The sequence below is a fragment of the Providencia xihuensis genome (genome assembly GCF_041953405.1).
Classification (GTDB): Bacteria; Pseudomonadota; Gammaproteobacteria; order Enterobacterales; family Enterobacteriaceae; genus Providencia; species Providencia vermicola.
Window position 1 is genome coordinate 789,257 of the sequence record NZ_CP169565.1, and the last position, 22,950, is coordinate 812,206.

A 22,950-nucleotide genomic window follows, 5' to 3' on the forward strand; every position below is an offset into this window, starting at 1 on the left:
TTACGCTGAATTAATCCACGCCTACCGCACTACCTGCTGGTCGGCGAACATCATTAGAGCCGTAAATAAAGCCTTCGCGGACTTTACCAGAAACGGCGGAGTCATTACCCGATGACTTAGCACTGACGCCAGCACCATCAGGGATAGCAACCATGATTAGCTCAGCGGCGCCCCAAGGTGTTTGCTCAACCATTTTATAGCCCATCTTATCGAGGAGGGCTAAGCTATCTTTCGACACACCGCGCTCTTCGTAATATACCTCATCAGGTAGCCATTGATGGTGAATACGCGGTGCATTGACGGCTTCTTGTGGTGGCATACCGTGGTCAATGATATTCAAAGCAGTTTGCAGGGTGATAGAAATAATCCGTGAGCCTCCCGGTGAGCCAAGCACTAAGAATACTTTGCCGTCTTTGGTGACAATAGTTGGGCTCATTGATGAAAGTGGACGTTTACCCGGCGCGATAGAATTTCGTTCACCTTGTACTAAGCCATAAAGGTTTTTCTCTCCAACTTTTGTGGTGAAATCGTCCATTTCATCATTAAGGAAGAAACCTGTTCCTGGAGGGATAACCACGGAGCCAAATCGACCGTTGATTGTGTAAGTAGTTGAAACGGCATTTCCTTTTTCATCAACAACCGAGTAATGCGTTGTTTCTGGCTTTTCATGAGGCCCCATACCTGGCTGAACTTGTGTTGAAGGTGTCGCTTGGTTTGGCTTGATTTCTTTGCGCAGCTCTTCGGCGTAGGCTTTGCTTAACAATTTTTCGGTTGGGTTATCCACAAACTCAGGGTCGCCAAGAAACGTATTTCGGTCCATATAGGCGTGGCGCATAGCCTCGGTTAGGGTATGAATATACTCAGCAGAATTAAAACCCATCTCTTTAAGGTCATAACCCTCTAAAATATTTAAGGTTTGGCAGATAGTAACACCACCAGAGCTTGGCGGTGGCGCAGAAATAAATTGATAGCCTCTATAGGTACAGCTAACTGGTGTTGTGTCCGTGATAGTAAAATCGGCAAAATCTTTCGCGGTGAGTATGCCACCATTTTTCTTTGACGCCTCCTCGACCGCTTTTGGTATTTCACCTTCATAGAAAGCGGACGGCCCATTTTTGGCAATTTTTTCAAGGGTATTGGCTAAATCGGTTTGTACCAATAAGTCACCGGGCTGGAAAGCACTACCATCAGGTTTTAAGAATATACGCGCAACTTCAGGGTCTTGTTTAAAGCGCTCGGTGGTTGTATCCAGCACATCGGTATCTGCACGGGTTAGGGTGAAGCCTTCTCTGGCAAGCTTAATTGCAGGCTCCATCACTTGTTGGCGGCTCATCGTGCCGTATTTTTCTAATGCGTAATCAAGGCCTTTTACGGTACCCGGCACACCCGAAGCGAGGTAGCCATACAGGCTTGCGTCTTTGATTAACTTACCGTCTTTATCAAGATACATGTCAGCGCTTGCTGCGGCAGGGGCGGTTTCTCTAAAATTAATGAAGAGGTCTTTGCCATCAGCCAAGTGAATGGTCATAAAGCCGCCACCGCCAATATTGCCACAACACGGGTTAACAACGGCTTGGGCATAGCCAACTGCCACTGCAGCATCCACAGCGTTTCCGCCTGATTTCAAGATATCTGCGCCAATTTGTGAGGCTAAATGTTGAGATGAAACGACCATGCCTTTTTTGGCTTCAACGGCAGGTTCTGATGCAGCAAAGAGTTGGCTTGAAAATAATAAGGAAAGCAATAATGCAGCAGGGCGTAATGATGTTCTGATCATTCGTATCTCCCAGTTAAGGTAAAGTTTGATGTAACACAAATCAATAATATGAATAATTTGTTAATTATTTGTGTTTTTAATGTATAGCATACAATAGTGCAGAACGTTGAATATTTGAGTTAAGAAGTGTTAACTGGGTAGGGTTATTTATCAATAAGCAGGATTTAAATATGGATAGGAAAAGGGCTCAAAAAGAGCCCATGAAGTATATTATTTCTTATTAAACAATGCCATGTGGACCCAACCATTATTGGTTAAAATGAGAGGGCTTTGCTGTGCACGTTCAGCATGTGTTTGTGCTGATTTAATTTGAGGATAAGCCGCAATCACTTTTTCATTTTTTGCCCATGCAGCAACATCCTCCAGTTTTTGCGTGTAGTTGGCGATAGAAATCTGCTGACCACCGCGCTCAGCTGGCTCAGTAAAATTAGTGACTTCGTTAACGACTAACTTACCCGTGCAGAAACTGCCACGGCCTGAAGATTGGGCTTGCTTCTCGTTATAAAATTTTTGCCCTTCACTGGTCAATGTATATTCGACGCCATCCCCTACTTGCTCTCCACTCCACATATCTTTCACGGTGACTTGTTTTTCGCTTTTTGCCAGTAAACCTGCATTCACTAAAGTATCCAGTTGTTCAATATTACGGTAGCTGAATTTGGTGATAAAGCCTGCTGGCATAGGATCTACATTGATACAAATCGCTTTCTTAGTATCGAGGTAATCTTGGATAGACTTTTTGAAGTTACTTTCTGATGCGGTTTGGCTGCTATCACATCCTGCAAGTAATGCACTGATGAGAGCGATTGAGGTGATGAGTTTTAATTTCATTTTCCGATACCTAGTTTTGTTATTTATTTGTAATTAAATGATTCTAATTGTAACGGTAATATAAATAAGGAAAGGTTTATAGTCAGAGATAAATGATAAGGGAGATTTTGGGGTTGTTTGAGATGTTTCTTAGGACGAGCTTATGAAAAGAAAAAGCGGGCAGTGCCCGCTTTCGAAAAACTAAATCGATTGATTACAGTTTTGCAGAGTTTTTGGTCAGGTAGTCAGCAACGCCTTTTGGAGAAGCATTCATACCTTCTTTTCCTTTTTCCCACTGAGCTGGGCAAACATCACCGTGCTCTTCGTGGAATTGCAGTGCGTCAACCATACGCAGCATTTCGTCGATGTTACGGCCTAATGGCAGGTCGTTAACCACTTGGTGACGAACAACACCGTTTTTGTCAACGAGGAAAGAACCACGCAGGGCAACGCCTGCTTCTGGGTGTTCAATACCGTAAGCTTTCATGATTTCGCGTTTGATATCAGCAACCATCGGGTATTTAACTTCACCGATACCGCCGTTATCTACTGGGGTTTTACGCCATGCGTTATGAACAAACTCAGAGTCAAAAGAAACACCAACAATTTCAACACCGCGTTTTTTGAATTCTTCATAGCGGTGGTCAAATGCGATCAGCTCTGAAGGACAAACGAAAGTAAAGTCCATTGGCCAGAAGAAGATCACAGCTGGACGGCCGTTCAGGTGGGTTTTCAGGTTGAAGTTTTCAACGATTTCACCGTTACCTAAAACAGCAGCAGCAGTAAAGTCAGGGGCTTGACGTGTTACCAGAACCATAATTTACTCCTATGAGTTTGATTTTTGTCCGAGAGATTTTACAAAAAATTATGTATTTTCGGACATAGACTTCCAAAAGGATAAAAAATTATCTTTTGATAATAAAGACATTTAAACCAATTATTGTGATAGGTTTTAGCTATCAATTGTACTGGTTTAATAAATTAATATCAATAAGATAGTTTTATTCTGCCAAAGTGCAAGCATTAATTTATTCCTTTGCCTGTATTGTGACATCTTGTACAAAAATTTGTTGCAGCGCATTCACCATCATTTGTGGGTAAAATTGAAAGAAAATATTTTCAAGTTCACTATACTGCAATAAAAAATCATCAAATGAACCACTTAGCGCACTCAGTTTAGGCCTTCTTTTCGCCATCCCATTCAGGGATTTACCGATATAGCTTTTATCTGCGTAGCGAATTAACCATTGCTGCGGCCAGAGATACTCATTTAGCTCCTGAAATTTTTCAGGGGTATGACAAAGCTGAGGTTCGATAATATTTCGACAATAACGCACAAATTCAGGCAATGAAATGGCTGGCTCAATTGTCGACCAATGCAAAGACAAAAAATGATCCCATACTAAATCCAAGGTGATCGGCGCAACACGCCGATATTCCTCACGAAACAGCAATTTGGCTTCTTTGACTAAGGGATGTGTGTCAGTAATTCGATCGACGGCACGGTGCATCATAATGCCAGAGACAATTTCGGACGAGTAAATGCCCGCAGGGTTGCCGCGAACGTAGTCAGCCATTGTATTGCCGAGCAGGGAGCTGTCAGCGAGGTGGGCCAGGTGGAGGTGCGCTAAATAATTCACTTTAAAATGTCCGTCGTCTTTCAAACCACAGGGGTGTTAGCTTCGTAAAGCCACCCGAATCACATACTCATGTATGCTCATCGGGATATCTTTACTTGCTGCCTACCTGTGATTCGAAATCCATAGGACATGCAACGCAGCTTAGCTAACTTTTTGATTGCTCAAACTATAGCAGTAATTATGTTGAATTCGAAACTTACAGGACATTACTTGGTAGAGGAATAATAAAGAATTCCTCTAATTCGAAATTCATGAGGTATGAGTATTGAGAGATAAAAGGAAAAACAGAAATAATTCATTTATCGAATGGATAAATAGCGTACAGAATTTTTTGCTAACAAAATATTTGTTAAATAATGGTGGTTTTTTGTGCGATTTTGCGCTTATTTCTTGCGCCAAAGGCGGTGCGGCACTAGACTAGTCGCCTGTTTTTTTTAGATTGATGTCAATACAATGCGTGTTTCTGATTTTACTTTTGAATTACCTGAAGAACTGATTGCCCACTACCCACAGGCTGAACGTAGCGCTTGCCGCTTATTAAGTCTAGATGGCGGATCGGGGCAGCTAACGCATGGTGTTTTTACGGATGTTCTAGAAAAATTGGAGAAAGGGGATTTACTGGTATTCAACAATACTCGCGTGATCCCTGCAAGGCTATTTGGTCGTAAAGTTAGCGGCGGTAAAATTGAAGTTCTCATTGAACGCATGTTGGACGAGCACCGTGTATTAGCACATGTTCGCGCCTCAAAAGCGCCGAAAGAAGGCACTGAATTGTTGCTGGGTGAAGATGAAAGCGTCAACGCCACGATGGTGGCGCGTCATGGAGCTTTATTTGAGCTGCGTTTTGATGATGAACGGGATGTGCTGAGCATTTTGAACCAAATTGGTCATATGCCATTGCCACCTTACATCGACCGACCTGATGAAGAAGCGGACAAAGAGCTTTATCAAACCGTGTATAGCGAAAAACCGGGGGCTGTCGCAGCACCAACGGCTGGCCTACACTTTGATGAGCCTTTGCTTGAAGCTTTGCGCCAAAAAGGTGTCGAAATGGCGTTTGTCACGTTACATGTTGGCGCGGGGACGTTCCAGCCTGTTCGTGTTGATACCATCGAAGACCACATCATGCACTCCGAATATGCGGAAGTGCCACAAGATGTGGTTGATGCGGTATTGGCGTGTAAAGCGCGTGGTAACCGTGTTATTGCAGTGGGAACAACGTCAGTTCGTTCATTAGAAAGCGCAGCTAAAGCCAGCCAAGATGCTTTAATTGCTCCATTTTTTGATGATACCCAAATTTTTATTTATCCAGGTTATGAATATCAGGTGATTGATGCACTCATCACTAACTTCCATCTGCCTGAATCGACATTAATTATGTTGGTTTCTGCATTTGCTGGATATAAAAACACAATGAATGCGTACAAAGAAGCGGTTGCTGAGCAATACCGTTTCTTTAGCTATGGTGATGCGATGTTTATCACCCCCAATGCGAATGCTAAATTCGAAAAAATTGGCGAATAATCAGTGATAAGCGGTGGCATCGGCTGCTTGCTTAGCAAATTAATATTATCGATAACATCAGACTGTTTTTCTGATGTTTGGAGGCAAACGTGAAATATGAATTACAAACGACCGATGGCAATGCACGCCGCGGCCGTTTAGTGTTTGAGCGCGGTGTGGTTGAAACCCCTGCATTTATGCCAGTGGGCACCTACGGTACCGTAAAAGGTATGACCCCAGAAGAAGTGAAAGAAACGGGTGCCCAAATCCTGTTAGGCAATACTTTCCACCTGTGGTTACGTCCCGGCCAAGAAATCATGAAGTTGCATGGTGACCTCCATGACTTTATGCAATGGCAAGGTCCAATTTTAACGGATTCGGGTGGTTTCCAAGTCTTTAGTCTTGGCGCGATGCGTAAAATTAAAGAAGAAGGCGTACACTTCCGTAACCCAATTAATGGTGAGAAAGTTTTCTTAAGCCCTGAAAAATCGATGGAAATTCAGTACGACCTCGGTTCAGATATCGTGATGATATTTGACGAATGTACGCCATATCCAGCAGATTGGGATTATGCAAAGACCTCAATGGAAATGTCACTGCGCTGGGCTGCGCGTAGCCGCCAACGTTTTGATGAGTTAAACAATAAAAATGCGTTGTTTGGTATCATCCAAGGCAGTGTTTACGAAGATTTACGTGATATTTCGGTTAAGGGGCTGGTGGAAATTGGCTTTGATGGTTACGCTGTAGGCGGCCTCGCCGTTGGCGAACCGAAAGAAGATATGCACCGTATTTTAGAGCATGTTTGCCCACAAATTCCGGCAGAAAAACCGCGGTATTTAATGGGTGTCGGTAAACCAGAAGATTTAGTGGAAGGCGTTCGTCGTGGTATCGACATGTTCGACTGTGTGATGCCAACACGAAATGCACGAAACGGCCATTTATTTGTCACAAATGGCGTGGTAAAAATTCGTAATGCGAAGTATAAATCTGACACATCAACGCTCGATGCGGATTGTGACTGCTATACTTGTCGTCATTATAGTCGTGCCTACTTGCATCATCTTGATAGATGTAATGAAATTCTTGGCGCAAGGCTCAATACCATCCATAATTTACGTTATTATCAACGTTTAATGGCGGGTATCCGCCAAGCCATTGAAGACGGTAATTTCGAAGAGTTTGCGAAAGATTTCTATCAAAAGATTGGAAAACCTGAACCTTCGTTAAATATCGAATGAATTTAAGTGCGAAATCACGCTAATCTGTGTAGCATAGTTAGCTTGGTTTATTCGTTAGACTTCGAATATAAACGCACTGAATTAGTTAGAGTCTGTACTTAAAATTGCTTTCAATAAAACAATGAGGAAAGTTGAATGAGTTTTTTTATTTCTGAAGCAGCGGCATCAGCAGGTGCACCAGCGCAAGGTAGCCCATACACCATGGTTATCATGCTTGTTGTTTTTGCGCTGATCTTCTATTTCATGATTTTGCGTCCACAGCAAAAACGTGCGAAAGAACACCGTAAATTGATGGAATCTATCACTAAAGGTGATGAAGTTTTAACAACTGGCGGTTTAATCGGACGTGTGACTAAAGTGTCTGAAACAGGTTATGTTGTTCTTGAACTGAGTGAGAACACAGAAGTAACCATCAAACGTGATTTCGTTGCTGCTGTTTTACCTAAAGGCACAATGAAAGCAATTTAATTCTGATTTTCCCGAAGGGAACTGCCGTGCTAAACCGTTATCCTTTGTGGAAGTATCTGATGTTGATCGTTGCGATCCTCATCGGTCTGCTTTATGCGCTTCCTAACCTATATGGTGAGGATCCGGCTGTTCAGATCACTGGCGTGCGGGGAACCGCCGCCAATGAACAAACGCTGGTCCAAGTCCAAAAATCGTTACAAGATGACAACATTGAGAGTAAGTCTATCTCTCTGGAAAATGGGGCAATTTTAGCCCGTTTCAACAACTCTGATGTTCAGTTACGTGCTCGTGAAGTCATCATGAATGCACTGGGTGACCAGTATGTTGTTGCATTAAACCTTGCACCTGCGACGCCTAAGTGGCTCGAAGCTGTCGGCGGTGAGCCGATGAAGCTGGGTCTTGACCTGCGTGGTGGGGTTCACTTCCTGATGGAAGTTGATATGGACACTGCATTAGGTAAGTTGCAGGAACAAAACATGGATGGTTTGCGTAATGACCTGCGTCAAGAAGGCATTGCGTACTCTTCTATTCGTAAAGGCAATGATTACAGCGTTGAAGTTCGCTTCCGTAATGCTGACGATCGTAGCCAAGCAGAAAAAGCACTAGCACGTAAATATCCAGACCTCGTGTTTAGTGATGGCAGCGACAACACGATGATCGCTGTGATGACCGACGAGCGCTTACGTGAAGCTCGTAACTATGCTGTTTCTCAAAACATTACTATCATCCGTAACCGTGTAAACCAATTAGGTGTTGCTGAGCCTTTAGTTCAACGCCAAGGTGCAGACCGCATTGTGGTTGAGTTACCGGGTATTCAAGATACAGCACGTGCTAAAGAAATCTTAGGCGCAACCGCTACATTAGAATTCCGCCTTGTCAATACCAGCGTGGATTCATCCGCTGCAGAAAGTGGCCGTGTACCTGGTGACTCTGAAGTTAAATATGACCGTGAAGGGGCGCCATATGTCCTATATAAACGCGTTATTTTAACGGGGGATCATATCACTGACTCCACCTCTGAAGCCGATGAAAACGGTGCACCTCAAGTGAGCATCAGCCTTGATAGTTCTGGTGGTTCTATCATGTCTGACTTTACGCGTGATAACCAAGACAAGCTAATGGCAACGCTGTTTGTTGAATATAAAGACAGCGGTAAAAAAGATGCGACTGGCCGTTCAATCTTGGTGAAAGACGAAAAAGTTATCAATGCTGCACGTATTTCTGCACGTTTTGGTAGCAAATTCCGTATCACTGGTATCAATAATGGTAATGAGGCACGCCAGCTTTCATTATTATTACGTGCAGGTGCGTTGATTGCGCCAATTCAAATCGTTGAAGAACGTACTATCGGTCCAACACTGGGTATGCAAAATATCGAGCAAGGTCTGAAGGCGTGTATCGCGGGTCTGTTAGCGTCTATCCTGTTTATGATTATCTACTATCGTAAATTTGGTTTGATTGCGAGTAGCGCGCTGTTAGCGAACTTGGTGTTAATTGTGGGTGTGATGTCGTTGTTGCCAGGTGCAACACTTACCATGCCAGGTATTGCGGGTATCGTATTAACCCTTGCGGTTGCGGTCGATGCCAACGTACTGATCAACGAACGTATTAAAGAAGAGCTGAAAAACGGGCGATCCGTTCAGCAAGCGATTCATGAAGGTTATAAAGGTGCCTTCTCAAGTATTATCGATGCAAACTTAACGACATTGATCACCGCTATCATTCTATATGCAGTGGGGACGGGGTCGATTAAAGGCTTTGCAATTACGACAGCGATTGGTGTCGCAACCTCTATGTTTACAGCGATTGTAGGTACACGTGCGATTGTGAACCTGCTATATGGTGGTAAACGTATTAACAAGCTGTCAATTTAAGGAGCACGTTGTGGCACAGGATTATACTGTTGAACAATTGAACTATGGCCGTAAAGTCTATGACTTTATGCGCTGGGACAACGTTGCCTTCACGATTTCAGCTCTGTTATTGGTTGCATCAGTTGTCATTATCGGACTAAAAGGGTTTAACTGGGGTCTAGATTTCACTGGGGGGACGGTTATTGAGATTAACCTAAGTCAACCTGCTGATTTGGATAAAATTCGTGATAGCTTGTCTAACTCGAACCATAAAGACCCATTGATTCAAAACTTTGGTAGCAGCCGTGACATCATGATCCGTATCCCGCCAATTGAAGGTACTGCGGGTCAAGAAGTCGGCAAAGAGATTATTACGATTATCAACCAAAACGTTGATGATAAAGCCACTGTAAAACGAATCGAATTCGTGGGGCCGAGTGTCGGTGCAGAGCTGGCGCAAACAGGGGCATTAGCTCTGTTAACTGCGCTTATCTGTATTTTGATTTATGTCGGTTTCCGTTTCGAATGGCGTCTGGCAGCGGGTGCCGTATTGTCTCTTGCCCATGACGTGGTGATTACCTTGGGTATTCTGTCTCTGTTCCATATTGAGATAGATATGACCATCGTAGCATCATTGATGTCGGTTATTGGTTACTCGCTGAACGACAGTATCGTTGTTTCCGACCGTATCCGTGAAAACTTCCGCAAAATTCGTCGTGGTACACCGTACGAAATCATGAACGTCTCTTTGACGCAAACATTGAGCCGTACCATCATGACATCAGCCACCACATTATTAGTGGTTCTGATGCTGTACCTGTTCGGTGGCGCAATGTTGGAAGGCTTCTCACTGGTTATGTTAATCGGTGTAACTATCGGTACTATCTCATCTATTTATGTGGCTTCTGCATTAGCACTGAAGATGGGTATGAAGCGTGAACACTTGATGCAAGTAAAAGTCGAAAAAGAAGGCGCAGACCAAGAGTCATTACTGCCTTAGTTTTTAAAAACGATAAATAACTAAGCCAATTAGTACTCAAAATAGTTTGTGTTGTGAGTAGGCAGCAAGCGAGCGATATCCCTAGGAACATAGTAAACTATGTGACTAGGGTATCGGAGTGCAGCTAACACCCTCACAACACGAAATATGAAGAGTTACGAACACCTTGTAAGTTACCTTACAAGGTGTTTTTTCTTGCATAGTAGGGTAAACTATCCCTCCGTAAATAGGACTCAGGAAACGCTATGCATTGCCCATTTTGCTCAGCTGTAGATACGAAAGTCATCGACTCGCGTCTGGTTGGTGAAGGTGCTCAAGTCCGTAGACGCCGCCAATGTTTGCTTTGTCATGAACGTTTTACCACGTTTGAAGTGGCAGAACTTGTCATGCCCCGAGTCATTAAAAGTGATGAAGTGCGTGAGCCGTTTGATGAAGAAAAACTCAATCGCGGTATGCAAAAAGCGTTGGAAAAACGCCCTGTTAGCTCTGATGATATTGAACAAGCTATTATTTCCATTAAGTCCCAGCTCCGTGCGACAGGGGAACGTGAAGTTCCGTCGAAATTAATTGGTAGCTTGGTAATGGATGAGCTGAAAAAGCTCGATAAAGTGGCGTATATCCGTTTTGCCTCGGTTTATCGTAGTTTTGAAGATGTGCGTGAGTTTGGCGAAGAAATCGCGAAATTACAGGATTAGCGCCAATGATTGAACAAGATAACATTTACATGGCGCGTGCTTTTGAATTAGCACGTCTTGGCCGTTTTACCACATCACCGAATCCAAACGTCGGGTGTGTGATTGTACGTGATGGCGAAATTGTGGGTGAAGGCTATCACCAAAAAGCGGGTGAACCCCATGCGGAAGTGCATGCACTGCGAATGGCGGGCGAGAAAGCGAAAGGGGCAACGGCGTATGTCACCCTTGAACCTTGTAGCCATCATGGCCGTACACCACCTTGTGCAGAAGCATTGATTAACGCAGGCGTGAGTCGTGTTGTTGCCGCGATGCAAGACCCCAACCCACAGGTCGCTGGGCGTGGTCTGTACATGTTGTCTCAAGCGGGAATTGAAACTCGCAGTAATGTTTTATTAGAGGAAGCCGAAGCGGCAAACCGCGGTTTCTTAAAACGCATGCGTACTGGCTTCCCGTATATTCAGTTAAAACTTGCCGCCTCACTCGATGGTAAAACCGCGTTAGAGACAGGCGAAAGTAAGTGGATCACCAGTGCTGCGGCGCGTAAAGATGTCCAAGAGTTTCGTGCCCAGGCTAGCGCCATCTTAAGCACCAGTAGCACTGTGATTGCGGATGACCCATCTCTGACAGTGCGTTGGAACGAGCTCCCCGCGGATATTCAACACGTTTACCCAGAAAGCCAAGTGCGCCAGCCAATCCGTATTGTGCTGGATAACCACAACCGCGTGACGGCTGACCATAAAGTCACACAACTTGATGGTGAGTGTTGGTTAGTTCGCGCAACCCCAGAAGCAAACACATCATGGCAAGGAAAAGTTGAGCAGATTGCCGTTCCCGCTGATGATAACGGCACTGATCTGGTTATTTTAATGATGCAGCTGGCGAAACGTAACGTAAACAGTATTTGGGTAGAAGCGGGGGCCAAATTAGCGGGATCGTTACTCAAGCTGGGTATTGTTGATGAACTGATTGTGTATATTGCCCCTAAATTACTGGGCAACAATGCACGTGGTTTGGTTGATTTCCCTGCATTAAATGCCTTGGTGGATGCGCCAAGATTTGAATTTACAGATGTGACGAAAGTCGGTGATGACCTGCGTGTCAGGCTACGCCCTGTCTGGTAAGTGCGTTTTTTTGAAATTCGCGCATACGATAAACGAAAGAATGTGATAAAATCCGCGCCCCGCGGGTTATAATTAATATTAGAGGAAGACTATGAACGTAATTAAAGGTGTTGTTGCTGCGCCGAAAGCGCGTGTTGCTATCGCTATTGCTCGTTTTAACAACTTTATTAATGATAGTCTGCTGGAAGGCGCTGTTGATGCGTTAGAGCGTATTGGCCAAGTTTCAAACGACAACATTACTATCGTTTGGGTCCCGGGTGCCTATGAACTGCCATTAACCGCGAAAGCGCTAGTTGAAACTAAAAAATATGATGCCGTTATTGCACTAGGTACGGTTATCCGTGGTGGTACTGCTCATTTTGAATACGTTGCGGGTGAGTGCAGCTCTGGCCTGTCCCATGTTGCAATGAATAGCGAAGTGCCTGTAACTTTTGGTGTATTAACCACTGAAAATATCGAGCAAGCTATTGAACGTGCGGGTACTAAAGCGGGCAACAAAGGCGCTGAAGCTGCCTTAACAGCACTTGAAATGATTAATGTGATTAAAGCCATCAAAGGCAAATAATACACAAATAATGTGACGTCGCGGAGAGTGTGTAAACCTCTTTGCGACACAAATTATTGTGTATAGTTTTTAAATTTAAGGGGAATCTTGTGAAACCTGCTGCTCGTCGCCGCGCTCGTGAGTGTGCTGTACAGGCCATTTATTCATGGCAATTATCTGGCAATCCAATTGCTGAAGTCGAATATGAGTTTATTGCTGAACAGGACATGTCAGACGTTGACGTAAACTATTTTCGTGAACTGTTATCAGGCGTTGCGACCAATGCAACTAAGCTTGATCAACTGATGGCGCCTTATTTATCTCGTCAACTCGAAGAGCTGGGTCAGGTAGAAAAAGCGATTTTACGTGTCTCTATGTTTGAATTGAGCTTCCGTGAAGATGTGCCTTACAAAGTCGCAATTAATGAAGGTATTGAATTAGCGAAAGTATTCGGCGCAGAAGATAGCCATAAATTCGTTAACGGTGTATTAGATAAAGCGGCACCAGCGGTTCGTCGTAAAAAATAATAATATCAGGGTTCCCTCCTGTAACACTACAGTAGTCGAGAGGTAGGCTGGGTTTCAGTCTACCTTTGTACTTATAGGCTCGTCATACTTTAAGTTACAGGTGTATTGGCTAGAATTGGCTCAAATGCAGGTTTTAGTCTATTTTAGGAAGTGCAGTCATTTGCCGCCTATTTGTAACTTGAATTATTCAGAGTATAAATTATTTATTTCGTTTAAAACGAAAATAGAGATAGCGAAAACGGAAAATCTACCATGTCATATGGCGAATTTGACCTCATCGCACGTTACTTTAACCGTCAAACCACTAACCGACGTGATGTGAATATCGGTATTGGTGATGATTGTGCGTTGATGACCATCCCGGAAAAACAGCAACTTGCTGTGAGTACTGACACTCTCGTTTCCGGCATTCATTTCCTACCTACGATTTCTCCCGCTGACCTTGCGTACAAATCATTAGCCTCTAATTTAAGTGACCTTGCTGCAATGGGGGCTGATCCTGCATGGGTTTCTTTAGCTATTACACTGCCTTGTGTCGATTGTGAATGGTTGCAGTCTTTTAGTGATAGTTTGTTCGAACAACTAAATTATTATGGAATGCAATTAATTGGTGGTGATACGACTCGTGGGCCTATGAGCTTAACCTATACAGTGCATGGCTTAGTGCCAGTTGGTAAAGCAATGTCCCGTTCTGGTGCGCGTAATGGCGATTGGATTTATGTGACAGGCACATTGGGGGATAGCGCGGCAGGGCTCGCTATTTTGCAAGATAGACTGCATGTTGCGAACACCGAAGACAATGCGTGGTTAGTTGCACGCCATTTGCGTCCTCAACCGCGTATTTTACAAGGCCAAGCCCTGCGTAATTTAGCCTCTTCAGCGATTGATATTTCTGATGGCTTGGTTTCCGATTTAAACCATATTTTAAAAGCCAGTGGCTGCGGTGCGCGGATCAACTTAGATTCGTTGCCACAATCGGAGGCGTTAAAACAAAGTTGTAGTGTAGAACAAGGGCGCTTATGGTCGCTCAGTGGCGGTGAAGATTATGAATTGTGCTTCACAGTACCTGAAATCAACCGTGGTGCGCTAGAAATGGCGTTAGCACATACAGGCTCTGGTTTTACCTGTATTGGGCAGATCAAACCCCAATCCGAAGGGATCCGCTACTTTTGCAATAACCAAGAAGTTGATGTAAACCTTAAAGGTTTCGATCACTTTGTTTCGGAAGGTGTTTATGGCGACTAGCCAAGAAAAAGTAGAAGCGAAAAAACGGCTAAACATGCGTAACCCATGGCATTTACTTGCTACGGGGTTTGGCAGTGGATTATCGCCGATTGTTCCTGGAACGATGGGCTCACTCGCTGCAATTCCATTCTGGCTATTGATGTCAGGGATGCCCGTTTGGAGTTTATGGGTGGTGATTGTTGCAGGCTTCTGGATTGGCTGTATGATTTGCCAACGCACGTCGGACGACATGAAAATTCATGACCACGGCAGTATTGTCTGGGATGAGTTTATCGGTATGTGGATTACGTTGATGGCGATCCCTGTGGTGGATTTTGAGTGGGTTGTCACCGCTTTCTTTATTTTCCGTATTTACGATATGTGGAAGCCTTGGCCGATCCGTATTTTTGACCGTAAAGTTGGCGGCGGTTTTGGCATTATGATCGACGATATCATCGCGGCGATTTTCGCTTATGCAACTGTCTGGCTATGTGTTAAGTTTAATTTGCTCTCCTTTTTATGAGTAAAATAAGAAGGCCATCAATGGATGGCCTTGCTTGTCATCATTAACAAAATTATTCCTTTCGACGACTAATTCCCATTACTGATGTTTGTGCTAGCGTTAACCCTTTGGTTTCTGGAGCAAACAATATCGAAACGACTAAACCTAATAACGACACTCCCGCCCCCATCAATACCACATTACTAATACCATATTCACTGATAAACACAGGCAGAGCCCACGTAGAAAAGATGGTTCCGATACGGCTAATTGACATGATCACACCGACGGCAGAAGCACGGATATCCGTTGGGAACAGTTCATTTGGATAGAGCCATTGTAAGATCCCAGGCCCTCCAGAGAAAAAGGCGTAGATCCCAAACATAATGATCACCAGACAGATCCCAAGGTTGGAAAATAGCCCGAGGGTCGCTAGTGCAAGTGTCATAATGGCAAAGCTGCCAATAAGTAAGGGACGTCTGCCCATTTTATTGAGCCAATACATGGCAGGCAGGCAACCTAACATAAAGAATAGGCTGATCACGACGTTACCGAGTGCGGCGTTTTTACCTTGATCCCAACCGAGCTGCCCAACAATTTGTGGGCCGAAGGTATAGATGGCGAACATTGGGATCACTTGGCAAGTCCAAATAATTGCGGTAAATAAGACGAAGGAAAAATGACGTTTAGTGAATAATTGCAGGAAATGTGTTTTCTTCTGTTCTTCCGCTTCAAACACCACGGGTTGCCCGAATAGTTTTTCCATCATTTTTTCACATTCTTTAATTCGCCCTTTACGTATCAACCACAGTGGCGATTCAGGCAAATCAAAGCGACCGATCAAAATAACGATGCAAGGGATTACTGCGCTGCCTAGCATCCAGCGCCAGCCGCCTTCGACATCGTACAGCACATAGCCCACAAGGTTGGCGCAAGTTGCCCCCACATACCACATCGCCGCAATAAAGCCGACGGCAAATGCCCTTTGTTTGGTGTTTGAAAATTCGGTGATCATTGAGGTAGCGATGGGGTAATCAGCGCCAATCACAATGCCAATCAAAAAGCGCATGAGAAGTAGCTGCAATGGCGTGGAGACAAACATGGTGGCGACAGAAATGACGCCGATCGCCACAATGTCAATGAGGAACATTTTGCGTCGACCGACTTGGTCACATATATAGCCAAAGAGTGATGTACCGATAAATAACCCTGCAAGGGTTGCTGCGCCGAGTAAGCCTATCCACTCGCTGCTTAAATTGAGTAAAGGGGTGAGTTGTTCAAGTGCGACACCGATCAGAACCAATACATAACCATCAAGAAAAGGCCCGCCGCTGCCCCACAGCATGATCCGCCGATGCACGGAGGAGAATTGAATATCATCAAAACTTTTCGGTTTCATTGTGTATCCCAGTGTCAGCGTAAAATACGCTATAAAACTCTCGAAGTCTTTGAAACTTCGAGAGTAATACTAATCAGCCGTAACGAAATTCAATGCCGAAAGTGCCACGTGGGTATTCCCACTTTTCGAGTGCACTCTCTAAGCCTAAAATACGGCAAGTACCGCACTCAAGGCAGCCAGCATAGTCAAAACGGACTGAGCCATCTTCTTGTTTTTTATATAAACCTGCGGGGCAGGCCTTTGTTAAAGTGTCGAGCACTTGCATATCAGGGTGTTCTTTGATGACGATATGTGGATTTTCTTCATCGACATTAAATTTATTGATACCAAGTTTGACATCAACGTTAACTGGCTGGCTCATATTGCTCTCACTCCTTTAATTCCATCCTTGATTAAATTCATGAAGCCCACTTTTTTCGCATGTTGCAGCATGGTTTTACGCAGTGGAACAGGCGCTTCATCCGAAATGGTAAATAATTTTTTCGCAATCCCAATTGCCATTTCTGGGTAAGCGGTAAACATACGTGGGTTATCCAAAAACTCAGGCATTTTTTGGTACATCTTCATGTCACGCAGTGGGCCTTCATTTAATAGTGAAAGATATGCACTGAGCCCTTGCTTGCTAAAGTCTTCTTTTTTCATTGCATTAAGCACAGTTTTAGCTGCCGCTTCACCCGAGGCAACGGCTAAATCCATGCCGCGAATGGTAAACCCAAGGTTCATACACATACCCGCTGCATCACCCGCAATTAACACGCCATCACGGACAAGTTCCGACTGCATTTTTAAGCCCGCTTCTGGCACAACGTGTGCAGCGTATTCAATCATCTTGCCGCCTTCAATTAACGGGGCGACAGCGGGGTGCTGCTTAAAATCTTCTAACATTTGTGGAACAGATTTTTTGGCATCTTTGATATGATGCAAACCACAAACCAGACCTAAAGAGACAGTGTCCTCATTGGTATATAAGAATCCTCCCCCCATTAGCCCATCAGTTGGCGAGCCAGCAAATAGCCATGCAACGCCTTCATTGTCTTTAATATTGAAGCGATTACATAAAACATCTTTAGGGAGTTCGATTAATTCTTTAACCCCAACAGCGACATGTTCAGCGCTCACACGCTTCGTCATGCCAATTTGTTCGGCGAGCAGTGAATTCACCCCATCAGCCAAAATAACAACTTTGGCTTCAAGCACATCACCATCCGCTTCGACACCAACGATTTTGCCGTCCCGCTCGACCAGTTTATCAACTCGGATACCTGTAATGCATTGCGCTCCCGCATTTTCAGCTTGTTCTACCAGCCACGGATCGAGTTTTCCCCGTAAAACAGACCAAGATGTTTCGTCTGGGCTCTGCTCGGCGCTATTTTGAAAATCGACGGTGACGGCACCGGTTTCAGTCATAAATGACAGCCTTTCACGGGTGATCATGCGTTCGATAGGCGCTTCTTGGGTAAATCCAGGAATAATGCGTTCTAAACTATGGGCGTACATCCGCCCACCTGTGACGTTCTTCCCGCCAGCGTAGTTTCCTCTTTCAATTAGGAGAACTTGCGCACCTTCACGGGCAAGCACCAGTGCAGCGACAGAACCCGCTAGGCCTGCGCCAACAATGATTGCATCAAAAATATCATCGGACATAGTTTCTCCAAATCATACTAAGCAGTGGAGTGACAACTCCACTGCGATAGGCTTATTTCGCCAATTGCTGCGTTAAAGCAGGCAGAATTTTGAATAAATCACCGACAATGCCGTAATCGGCAAATTGGAAGATAGGTGCGTTTTTATCTTTGTTAATGGCAACGATAGTTTGTGCGCCATTTGCCCCGACCATGTGCTGGATTTGCCCTGAAATACCGACAGCAAGGTAAAGTTCAGGTTTGAGCATTAAGTTGGAAATCCCAACGTAGCGCTCGTGCTCCATCCATTTTTCATTTTCAGCGACAGGGCGGGAGCAGGCAATTTCAGCACCTATGGCATCCGCAAGCGTTTTGGCAATGGCAATGTTTTCTTGGCTGCCGATTCCGCGACCCACACTCACTACAAGGCGAGCTTTGTCTAATTCCACGGAGTTGCCTGCTTTTTTCTGAACCGAGGTACGTACAACAGATTGTTTTGGTTCGACCCATTGTGCAGTTTGAGCCGTCCCGCTGCGTGATGCATCACTTGCAGCTGCTTCAAAGGTGCCTGTGGTAACGGTTGCAATGGAAAAGATGCTATTTAAGGTTTCTTGGCCAAAAGCTAAGCCGCCGTAGACCATATGTTTAATGACTGCTTTGTCGGCTTCGATAGCAATCGATGCCGCATCATTCGATACGGCAGCTTGCAGTCTTGCACCTAAACGAGCAGCCAGTAATTTTCCACGACGTGTATTCGGTAGTAGTAACAGGCCTTTGTCGCCATGTTGTTTAATGGTCGCAACGATGGTATCAGCGTAGTCTTCCAAAATACGGTCATCAGGTTTGCCCGTTAATTGAAAGACTTGTGTTGCACCCAATTGAAATGCTTGGGAACTTTGTGCTTCATCTAATGCTAATACATTCACTTGCTCACCGAGGGTGAGTGCTCCGCCAATCAATTCGGGTAGACGAGAAGCCATATCGCTAAAGACCCAAACGGTTGATAATTTGCTCATGACGCCTCCGATTAAATAATTTTTCTTAAATGTTCAGCAAATTGTGCAATTTGGTCTTCGCCATCACCTTCAATAATGATGCGTTGACGCACTTTTTGCTTCGGTGCTGCAATCGATTGAGCCGATAAAGCGGCGACATCTGCTAGTGCAATATCAGCGATGCCCCATGCTTGAACTGGCTTTTTCGCAGCGCCTAAAATTGCTTTCATAGACGGAATAACAGGGACGTTAATATCGGAGGTCACTGCAATAATGGCTGGCAGCGGAAGCGACAATGTTTCAATTTCATCTTCAAGTTCGCGCTCAACGACAATGTTATCTGCCCCAAGAGAAACAATTTTCTTCACGCCATTAATGGCAGGAATTTGCAGGCTTTCACCCAGTAGAATGCTGACTTGCTGCGCATTGAGGTCAGCAGAACCGTCACCACAAATGATTAAGTCAAAACCTATTTTTTGTGCGGCTGCACCAAGGGCAATGGCACTTTGATGAGGAAGGGCATGTTCGAATTGGTCATCAATAACCACGACTAATTCATCTGGGCCGCGAGATAACACGTCTTTACGGCCTTTCATGTTGGTCAGCGCTTTGCCACCAATACTTAATGCTGTGATTTTGCTATCGGGTTGTTGTGCTTTAATTTGATTAGCCGCTTCGATGGCATTTAAATCATATTGACTAATTTTGGTATCCGCACGGGAAAAATCTAAAGAGCCATCTGAGCTATTAATAATAATATCTTGTTCATCAGGAACAGATTTATAACATGTAATAATATTCATTACATCTCCTAAAAATATATTTAATAAATATGATCCGTTTTGGTTTCGGATTATATAATTATCATGAACTGGATATTTAAAAATAAAACCTAGGTCACCAATATTGAAAACTTGAAATTAAACGTGTTTTAAATATTCATACTGCTACCTTACTCACCAATATTGTAAAAATCATCAACTTAGCGACGAAATGTTCAATATTGCTACCCTAATCACCAATACTGAAGGTATTTAATAACATTGCCGTTACAAGATATTTTATCTGTTTGTATTGATTGGTTATTTTGATAATAAAAACACGAAAAAACAGTAACAAATATTTATCACGAATAATATTGTGACCTTAATAACAGAATTGTTAATGATGAGCCGACATGATTTGAATAGTGATTGGATTAATAGTTAATTAAATTTATAGGAATTAAATAATAAATAAGTGGAGAGGTATTGCGAATAATATCTATTTTAAAACTTATGTATTAAATAATAAATCGGGATCGAACTATGAGCAAAGAAAATAAAAAGGGTGGGATAGAACCGAAAGTGTTTTTTCCTCCATTGATCATTGTTGGACTATTGTGTTGGTTAACCGTCCGTGACCTTGATGCTTCGAATGAAGTGATCAACCAAGTGTTTAGCTACGTGACAAACGTGTGGGGCTGGGCATTTGAATGGTATATGGTCGTGATGCTTGGTGGCTGGTTTTGGTTGATTTTAGGGCCGTATGCGAAAAAAACCCTAGGGGAAGAGAAGCCTGAATTTAGCCGTGCGAGCTGGATTTTCATGATGTTCGCTTCGTGTACATCGGCAGCGGTACTTTTTTGGGGGTCTATTGAAATTTATTATTATATTTCAACGCCGCCTTTTGAATTTGCCCCTTATTCAACTCAGGCGAAAAGTATTGGGCTTGCCTATAGCTTATTCCACTGGGGGCCATTACCGTGGGCAACCTATAGCTTCTTAACGGTTGCTTTTGGTTACTTCTTCTTTGTACGTAAAATGGATGTTATCCGCCCAAGTAGTACATTAGTACCGCTGGTCGGTGAAAAACACGTAAATGGTTGGTTCGGAACAATTGTTGATAACTTCTATTTAGTGGCGTTAATCCTTGCGATGGGCACTAGTTTAGGGTTAGCAACTCCGCTAGTGACTGAATGTATTCAGTATTTATTCGGTATCCCTCACACTTTACAGCTTGATGCGATCATTATTTTCTGCTGGATTGTTTTGAACGCAATCTGTGTGGCATTCGGTCTGCAAAAAGGGGTGAAAATTGCCAGTGATGTACGTAGCTACCTGAGTTTCTTAATGCTTGGATGGGTATTCATTGTTGGTGGTGCAAGTTTTATCGTTAACTACTTTACCGATTCTATCGGGGTATTAATGATGTATATGCCGCGCATGCTGTTCTATACAGATGCGGTCGGTAAAAGCGGTTTCCCACAAGGCTGGACAGTATTCTATTGGGCTTGGTGGGTTATCTACGCAATTCAAATGTGTATTTTCCTCGCACGTATCTCTAAAGGTCGTACCGTTCGTGAACTGTGTATTGGTATGGTCGCGGGTCTGACCGCAGGTACCACTCTGATTTGGACGATTTTAGGCAGTAACACACTGCAACTTGTCGACCAAAATATTATTAACATTCCAAAACTGATTGATGAGTTTGGCGTTCCACGCGCCATCATTGAGACATGGGCTGCCTTACCTTTGAGTACTGTAACAATTTGGGGCTTCTTCATCCTCTGCTTTATCGCCACTGTGACACTAATTAATGCTTGTTCTTACACTCTCGCCATGTCGACTTGTCGCGCAGTGAAAGACGGTGAAGAGCCGCCATTGTTAGTGCGCATCGGTTGGTCTGTTTTAGTTGGTGTCATCGGCATTGTTTTACTGGCTCTAGGCGGATTGAAACCAATTCAAACAGCGATAATTGCCGGAGGATGCCCACTTTTTTTCGTCAACATTATGGTAACGCTCTCGTTTATTAAAGATGCCAAAGTGCATTGGAAAGATGACTAATTTACTCAGAAACAACATTTAAGAGGTTATTGATATGGATTTTAGATTGAATGATGAGCAGGAGCTGTTTGTCGCAGGGATCCGTGAACTGATGGCCAGTGAAAACTGGGAAAGCTACTTCGCACAATGCGACCGCGACAGCCAATACCCTGAACGCTTTGTCAAAGCGTTAGCGGATATGGAAATCGATAACCTGCTGATTCCAGAAGAGCATGGTGGTTTAGATGCAGGGTTTATCACCGTTGCTGCGGTGTGGATGGAACTGGGGCGTTTAGGTGCGCCAACATACGTGCTGTATCAACTGCCGGGTGGTTTCAATACCGTACTGCGTGAAGGGACGCAAGAACAGATTGATAAAATCATGGCGTTCCGCGGCACGGGGAAACAAATGTGGAACTCAGCCATTACTGAGCCGGGCGCGGGTTCTGACGTGGGTAGCCTGCAAACTACTTATCAGCGCCGTAACGGTAAAGTTTACCTGAACGGAAGCAAATGTTTTATCACCAGTAGCGCCTATACGCCATACATTGTGGTGATGAGTCGCGATGCAGATTCGCCAGATAAACCCGTCTTTACTGAGTGGTTCTTGGATATGAGCAAACCAGGTATCAAGGTTAACAAACTTGAAAAGCTGGGCCTGCGCATGGATAGCTGCTGTGAAATTACTTTTGATAACGTCGAACTGGATGAAAAAGACATGTTCGGTCGCGAAGGAAACGGCTTTAACCGCGTAAAAGAAGAGTTTGACCATGAACGTTTCTTAGTGGCGCTAACTAACTACGGTACAGCGATGTGTGCATTTGAAGATGCGGCGCGTTATGCCAACCAACGCGTTCAATTCGGCGAAGCAATCGGTCGTTATCAATTAATTCAAGAAAAATTTGCACATATGGCGATCAAGCTCAATTCAATGCGCAACATGTTATACGAAACTGCATGGAAGAGTGATAACGGGCTGATCACCTCAGGTGATGCAGCAATGTGTAAATACTTCTGTGCAAATGCCGCATTCGAAGTGGTGGACTCTGCGATGCAAGTACTGGGTGGCGTTGGTATCGCGGGTGAACATCGGATCGCACGTTTCTGGCGCGACCTGCGTGTTGACCGCGTATCGGGTGGTTCAGATGAAATGCAAATACTGACACTAGGCCGCAGTGTACTGAAACAGTACCGCTAATGACGTAACCGTCGTGGATTGACCCTTTGA

Annotated in this window: 22 protein-coding genes; 13 read left to right on the forward strand and 9 right to left on the reverse strand. The window is 44.2% G+C overall.

The features are described 5' to 3' along the window. Positions 1-10 precede the first annotated feature (10 nt). The 4 genes from ggt to ACE2AL_RS03385 all read right to left on the reverse strand — a co-directional run bounded on the left by ggt (position 11) and on the right by ACE2AL_RS03385 (position 4,227). Complete coding sequence (gene ggt / locus ACE2AL_RS03370) at positions 11-1,777, reverse strand: gamma-glutamyltransferase (RefSeq protein ID WP_206084561.1); 1,767 nt, start codon at positions 1,775-1,777, stop codon at positions 11-13. A 210-nt stretch (positions 1,778-1,987) separates the two neighbouring features. Beyond that, positions 1,988-2,608 carry a hypothetical protein gene (locus ACE2AL_RS03375; protein ID WP_206084562.1) on the reverse strand — a complete coding sequence of 207 codons (621 nt, stop codon included), beginning with the start codon at positions 2,606-2,608 and terminating at the stop codon, positions 1,988-1,990. A gap of 193 nt (positions 2,609-2,801) precedes the next feature. Then, positions 2,802-3,404 (reverse strand): peroxiredoxin C, encoded by a 603-nt coding sequence (locus ACE2AL_RS03380; protein ID WP_219245721.1) that lies wholly within the window; start codon positions 3,402-3,404, stop codon positions 2,802-2,804. 211 nt (positions 3,405-3,615) lie between these two features. Further along, complete coding sequence (locus tag ACE2AL_RS03385; RefSeq protein ID WP_206084564.1) at positions 3,616-4,227, reverse strand: ACP phosphodiesterase; 612 nt, start codon at positions 4,225-4,227, stop codon at positions 3,616-3,618. A gap of 453 nt (positions 4,228-4,680) precedes the next feature. Between ACE2AL_RS03385 and queA the strand changes: the two genes are divergently transcribed. The 11 genes from queA to pgpA all read left to right on the forward strand — a co-directional run bounded on the left by queA (position 4,681) and on the right by pgpA (position 14,923). Next, entirely contained in the window at positions 4,681-5,751 is a 1,071-nt protein-coding gene (gene queA, locus ACE2AL_RS03390) for a tRNA preQ1(34) S-adenosylmethionine ribosyltransferase-isomerase QueA (RefSeq protein ID WP_206084565.1), read from the forward strand. A gap of 89 nt (positions 5,752-5,840) precedes the next feature. Then, on the forward strand, positions 5,841-6,968 hold the full coding sequence (gene tgt, locus ACE2AL_RS03395) for a tRNA guanosine(34) transglycosylase Tgt (RefSeq protein WP_219245724.1): 1,128 nt from the start codon (positions 5,841-5,843) through the stop codon (positions 6,966-6,968). Positions 6,969-7,103: 135 nt separating this feature from the next. Beyond that, positions 7,104-7,436 (forward strand): preprotein translocase subunit YajC, encoded by a 333-nt coding sequence (gene yajC, locus ACE2AL_RS03400; RefSeq protein ID WP_004905542.1) that lies wholly within the window; start codon positions 7,104-7,106, stop codon positions 7,434-7,436. A 26-nt stretch (positions 7,437-7,462) separates the two neighbouring features. Then, positions 7,463-9,310, forward strand: coding sequence for a protein translocase subunit SecD (gene secD / locus ACE2AL_RS03405; RefSeq protein ID WP_272538985.1), 1,848 nt, complete (start codon positions 7,463-7,465; stop codon positions 9,308-9,310). Positions 9,311-9,320: 10 nt separating this feature from the next. Continuing rightward, a complete protein-coding gene (gene secF, locus ACE2AL_RS03410) occupies positions 9,321-10,289 on the forward strand; it encodes a protein translocase subunit SecF (protein ID WP_206084568.1) in 969 nt (322 codons plus the stop codon). Positions 10,290-10,534: 245 nt separating this feature from the next. Next, positions 10,535-10,984 (forward strand): transcriptional regulator NrdR, encoded by a 450-nt coding sequence (nrdR, locus tag ACE2AL_RS03415; protein WP_206084569.1) that lies wholly within the window; start codon positions 10,535-10,537, stop codon positions 10,982-10,984. Positions 10,985-10,992: 8 nt separating this feature from the next. After that, positions 10,993-12,105, forward strand: a complete 1,113-nt coding sequence (ribD, locus tag ACE2AL_RS03420) for a bifunctional diaminohydroxyphosphoribosylaminopyrimidine deaminase/5-amino-6-(5-phosphoribosylamino)uracil reductase RibD (RefSeq protein ID WP_272539039.1) — start codon at positions 10,993-10,995, stop codon at positions 12,103-12,105. Positions 12,106-12,196: 91 nt separating this feature from the next. After that, the gene (gene ribE / locus ACE2AL_RS03425; protein WP_206084570.1) at positions 12,197-12,670 is read left to right on the forward strand and encodes a 6,7-dimethyl-8-ribityllumazine synthase; all 474 of its coding nucleotides are present in this window, start codon (positions 12,197-12,199) and stop codon (positions 12,668-12,670) included. 89 nt (positions 12,671-12,759) lie between these two features. Continuing rightward, positions 12,760-13,176 carry a transcription antitermination factor NusB gene (nusB, locus tag ACE2AL_RS03430; RefSeq protein WP_036958557.1) on the forward strand — a complete coding sequence of 139 codons (417 nt, stop codon included), beginning with the start codon at positions 12,760-12,762 and terminating at the stop codon, positions 13,174-13,176. A gap of 252 nt (positions 13,177-13,428) precedes the next feature. Beyond that, positions 13,429-14,421 carry a thiamine-phosphate kinase gene (gene thiL / locus ACE2AL_RS03435; RefSeq protein ID WP_272538987.1) on the forward strand — a complete coding sequence of 331 codons (993 nt, stop codon included), beginning with the start codon at positions 13,429-13,431 and terminating at the stop codon, positions 14,419-14,421. Continuing rightward, the gene (gene pgpA, locus ACE2AL_RS03440) at positions 14,411-14,923 is read left to right on the forward strand and encodes a phosphatidylglycerophosphatase A (RefSeq protein ID WP_272538988.1); all 513 of its coding nucleotides are present in this window, start codon (positions 14,411-14,413) and stop codon (positions 14,921-14,923) included. Before thiL ends, pgpA begins: the two co-directional genes overlap by 11 nt. A 52-nt stretch (positions 14,924-14,975) precedes the next feature. Here pgpA and ACE2AL_RS03445 read toward each other — a convergent pair whose 3' ends face one another. The 5 genes from ACE2AL_RS03445 to fixA all read right to left on the reverse strand — a co-directional run bounded on the left by ACE2AL_RS03445 (position 14,976) and on the right by fixA (position 19,721). Then, positions 14,976-16,301, reverse strand: a complete 1,326-nt coding sequence (locus tag ACE2AL_RS03445; protein ID WP_206084573.1) for an MFS transporter — start codon at positions 16,299-16,301, stop codon at positions 14,976-14,978. A gap of 73 nt (positions 16,302-16,374) precedes the next feature. Beyond that, positions 16,375-16,662: a ferredoxin-like protein FixX gene (fixX, locus tag ACE2AL_RS03450; RefSeq protein ID WP_206084574.1), complete on the reverse strand. Its 288-nt coding sequence runs from the start codon at positions 16,660-16,662 to the stop codon at positions 16,375-16,377. Beyond that, on the reverse strand, positions 16,659-17,945 hold the full coding sequence (gene fixC, locus ACE2AL_RS03455) for an FAD-dependent oxidoreductase FixC (protein WP_349415735.1): 1,287 nt from the start codon (positions 17,943-17,945) through the stop codon (positions 16,659-16,661). Before fixC ends, fixX begins: the two co-directional genes overlap by 4 nt. 52 nt (positions 17,946-17,997) lie before the next feature. Next, positions 17,998-18,939, reverse strand: a complete 942-nt coding sequence (locus tag ACE2AL_RS03460; protein ID WP_206084576.1) for an FAD-binding protein — start codon at positions 18,937-18,939, stop codon at positions 17,998-18,000. An 11-nt stretch (positions 18,940-18,950) separates the two neighbouring features. Then, the gene (fixA, locus tag ACE2AL_RS03465) at positions 18,951-19,721 is read right to left on the reverse strand and encodes a putative electron transfer flavoprotein FixA (RefSeq protein WP_272538991.1); all 771 of its coding nucleotides are present in this window, start codon (positions 19,719-19,721) and stop codon (positions 18,951-18,953) included. Positions 19,722-20,225: 504 nt separating this feature from the next. On the opposite strand from fixA, the gene caiT reads away from it, so the two are divergent. Continuing rightward, complete coding sequence (gene caiT, locus ACE2AL_RS03470) at positions 20,226-21,743, forward strand: L-carnitine/gamma-butyrobetaine antiporter (protein ID WP_272538992.1); 1,518 nt, start codon at positions 20,226-20,228, stop codon at positions 21,741-21,743. A 34-nt stretch (positions 21,744-21,777) separates the two neighbouring features. Continuing rightward, positions 21,778-22,920 carry a crotonobetainyl-CoA dehydrogenase gene (caiA, locus tag ACE2AL_RS03475; RefSeq protein ID WP_102139025.1) on the forward strand — a complete coding sequence of 381 codons (1,143 nt, stop codon included), beginning with the start codon at positions 21,778-21,780 and terminating at the stop codon, positions 22,918-22,920. Positions 22,921-22,950: the final 30 nt, after the last annotated feature.

Excerpts from the sequence above, each read along its gene's own strand:
- ggt (WP_206084561.1), bottom strand. The coding sequence starts at position 1,777 with ATGATCAGAACATCATTACGCCCTGCTGCATTATTGCTTTCCTTATTA.
- ACE2AL_RS03375 (WP_206084562.1), bottom strand. The coding sequence starts at position 2,608 with ATGAAATTAAAACTCATCACCTCAATCGCTCTCATCAGTGCATTACTT.
- ACE2AL_RS03380 (WP_219245721.1), bottom strand. The coding sequence starts at position 3,404 with ATGGTTCTGGTAACACGTCAAGCCCCTGACTTTACTGCTGCTGCTGTT.
- queA (WP_206084565.1), top strand. The coding sequence starts at position 4,681 with ATGCGTGTTTCTGATTTTACTTTTGAATTACCTGAAGAACTGATTGCC.
- yajC (WP_004905542.1), top strand. The coding sequence starts at position 7,104 with ATGAGTTTTTTTATTTCTGAAGCAGCGGCATCAGCAGGTGCACCAGCG.
- nrdR (WP_206084569.1), top strand. The coding sequence starts at position 10,535 with ATGCATTGCCCATTTTGCTCAGCTGTAGATACGAAAGTCATCGACTCG.
- ribE (WP_206084570.1), top strand. The coding sequence starts at position 12,197 with ATGAACGTAATTAAAGGTGTTGTTGCTGCGCCGAAAGCGCGTGTTGCT.
- thiL (WP_272538987.1), top strand. The coding sequence starts at position 13,429 with ATGTCATATGGCGAATTTGACCTCATCGCACGTTACTTTAACCGTCAA.
- pgpA (WP_272538988.1), top strand. The coding sequence starts at position 14,411 with ATGGCGACTAGCCAAGAAAAAGTAGAAGCGAAAAAACGGCTAAACATG.
- ACE2AL_RS03445 (WP_206084573.1), bottom strand. The coding sequence starts at position 16,301 with ATGAAACCGAAAAGTTTTGATGATATTCAATTCTCCTCCGTGCATCGG.
- fixX (WP_206084574.1), bottom strand. The coding sequence starts at position 16,662 with ATGAGCCAGCCAGTTAACGTTGATGTCAAACTTGGTATCAATAAATTT.
- fixC (WP_349415735.1), bottom strand. The coding sequence starts at position 17,945 with ATGTCCGATGATATTTTTGATGCAATCATTGTTGGCGCAGGCCTAGCG.
- ACE2AL_RS03460 (WP_206084576.1), bottom strand. The coding sequence starts at position 18,939 with ATGAGCAAATTATCAACCGTTTGGGTCTTTAGCGATATGGCTTCTCGT.
- fixA (WP_272538991.1), bottom strand. The coding sequence starts at position 19,721 with ATGAATATTATTACATGTTATAAATCTGTTCCTGATGAACAAGATATT.
- caiT (WP_272538992.1), top strand. The coding sequence starts at position 20,226 with ATGAGCAAAGAAAATAAAAAGGGTGGGATAGAACCGAAAGTGTTTTTT.
- caiA (WP_102139025.1), top strand. The coding sequence starts at position 21,778 with ATGGATTTTAGATTGAATGATGAGCAGGAGCTGTTTGTCGCAGGGATC.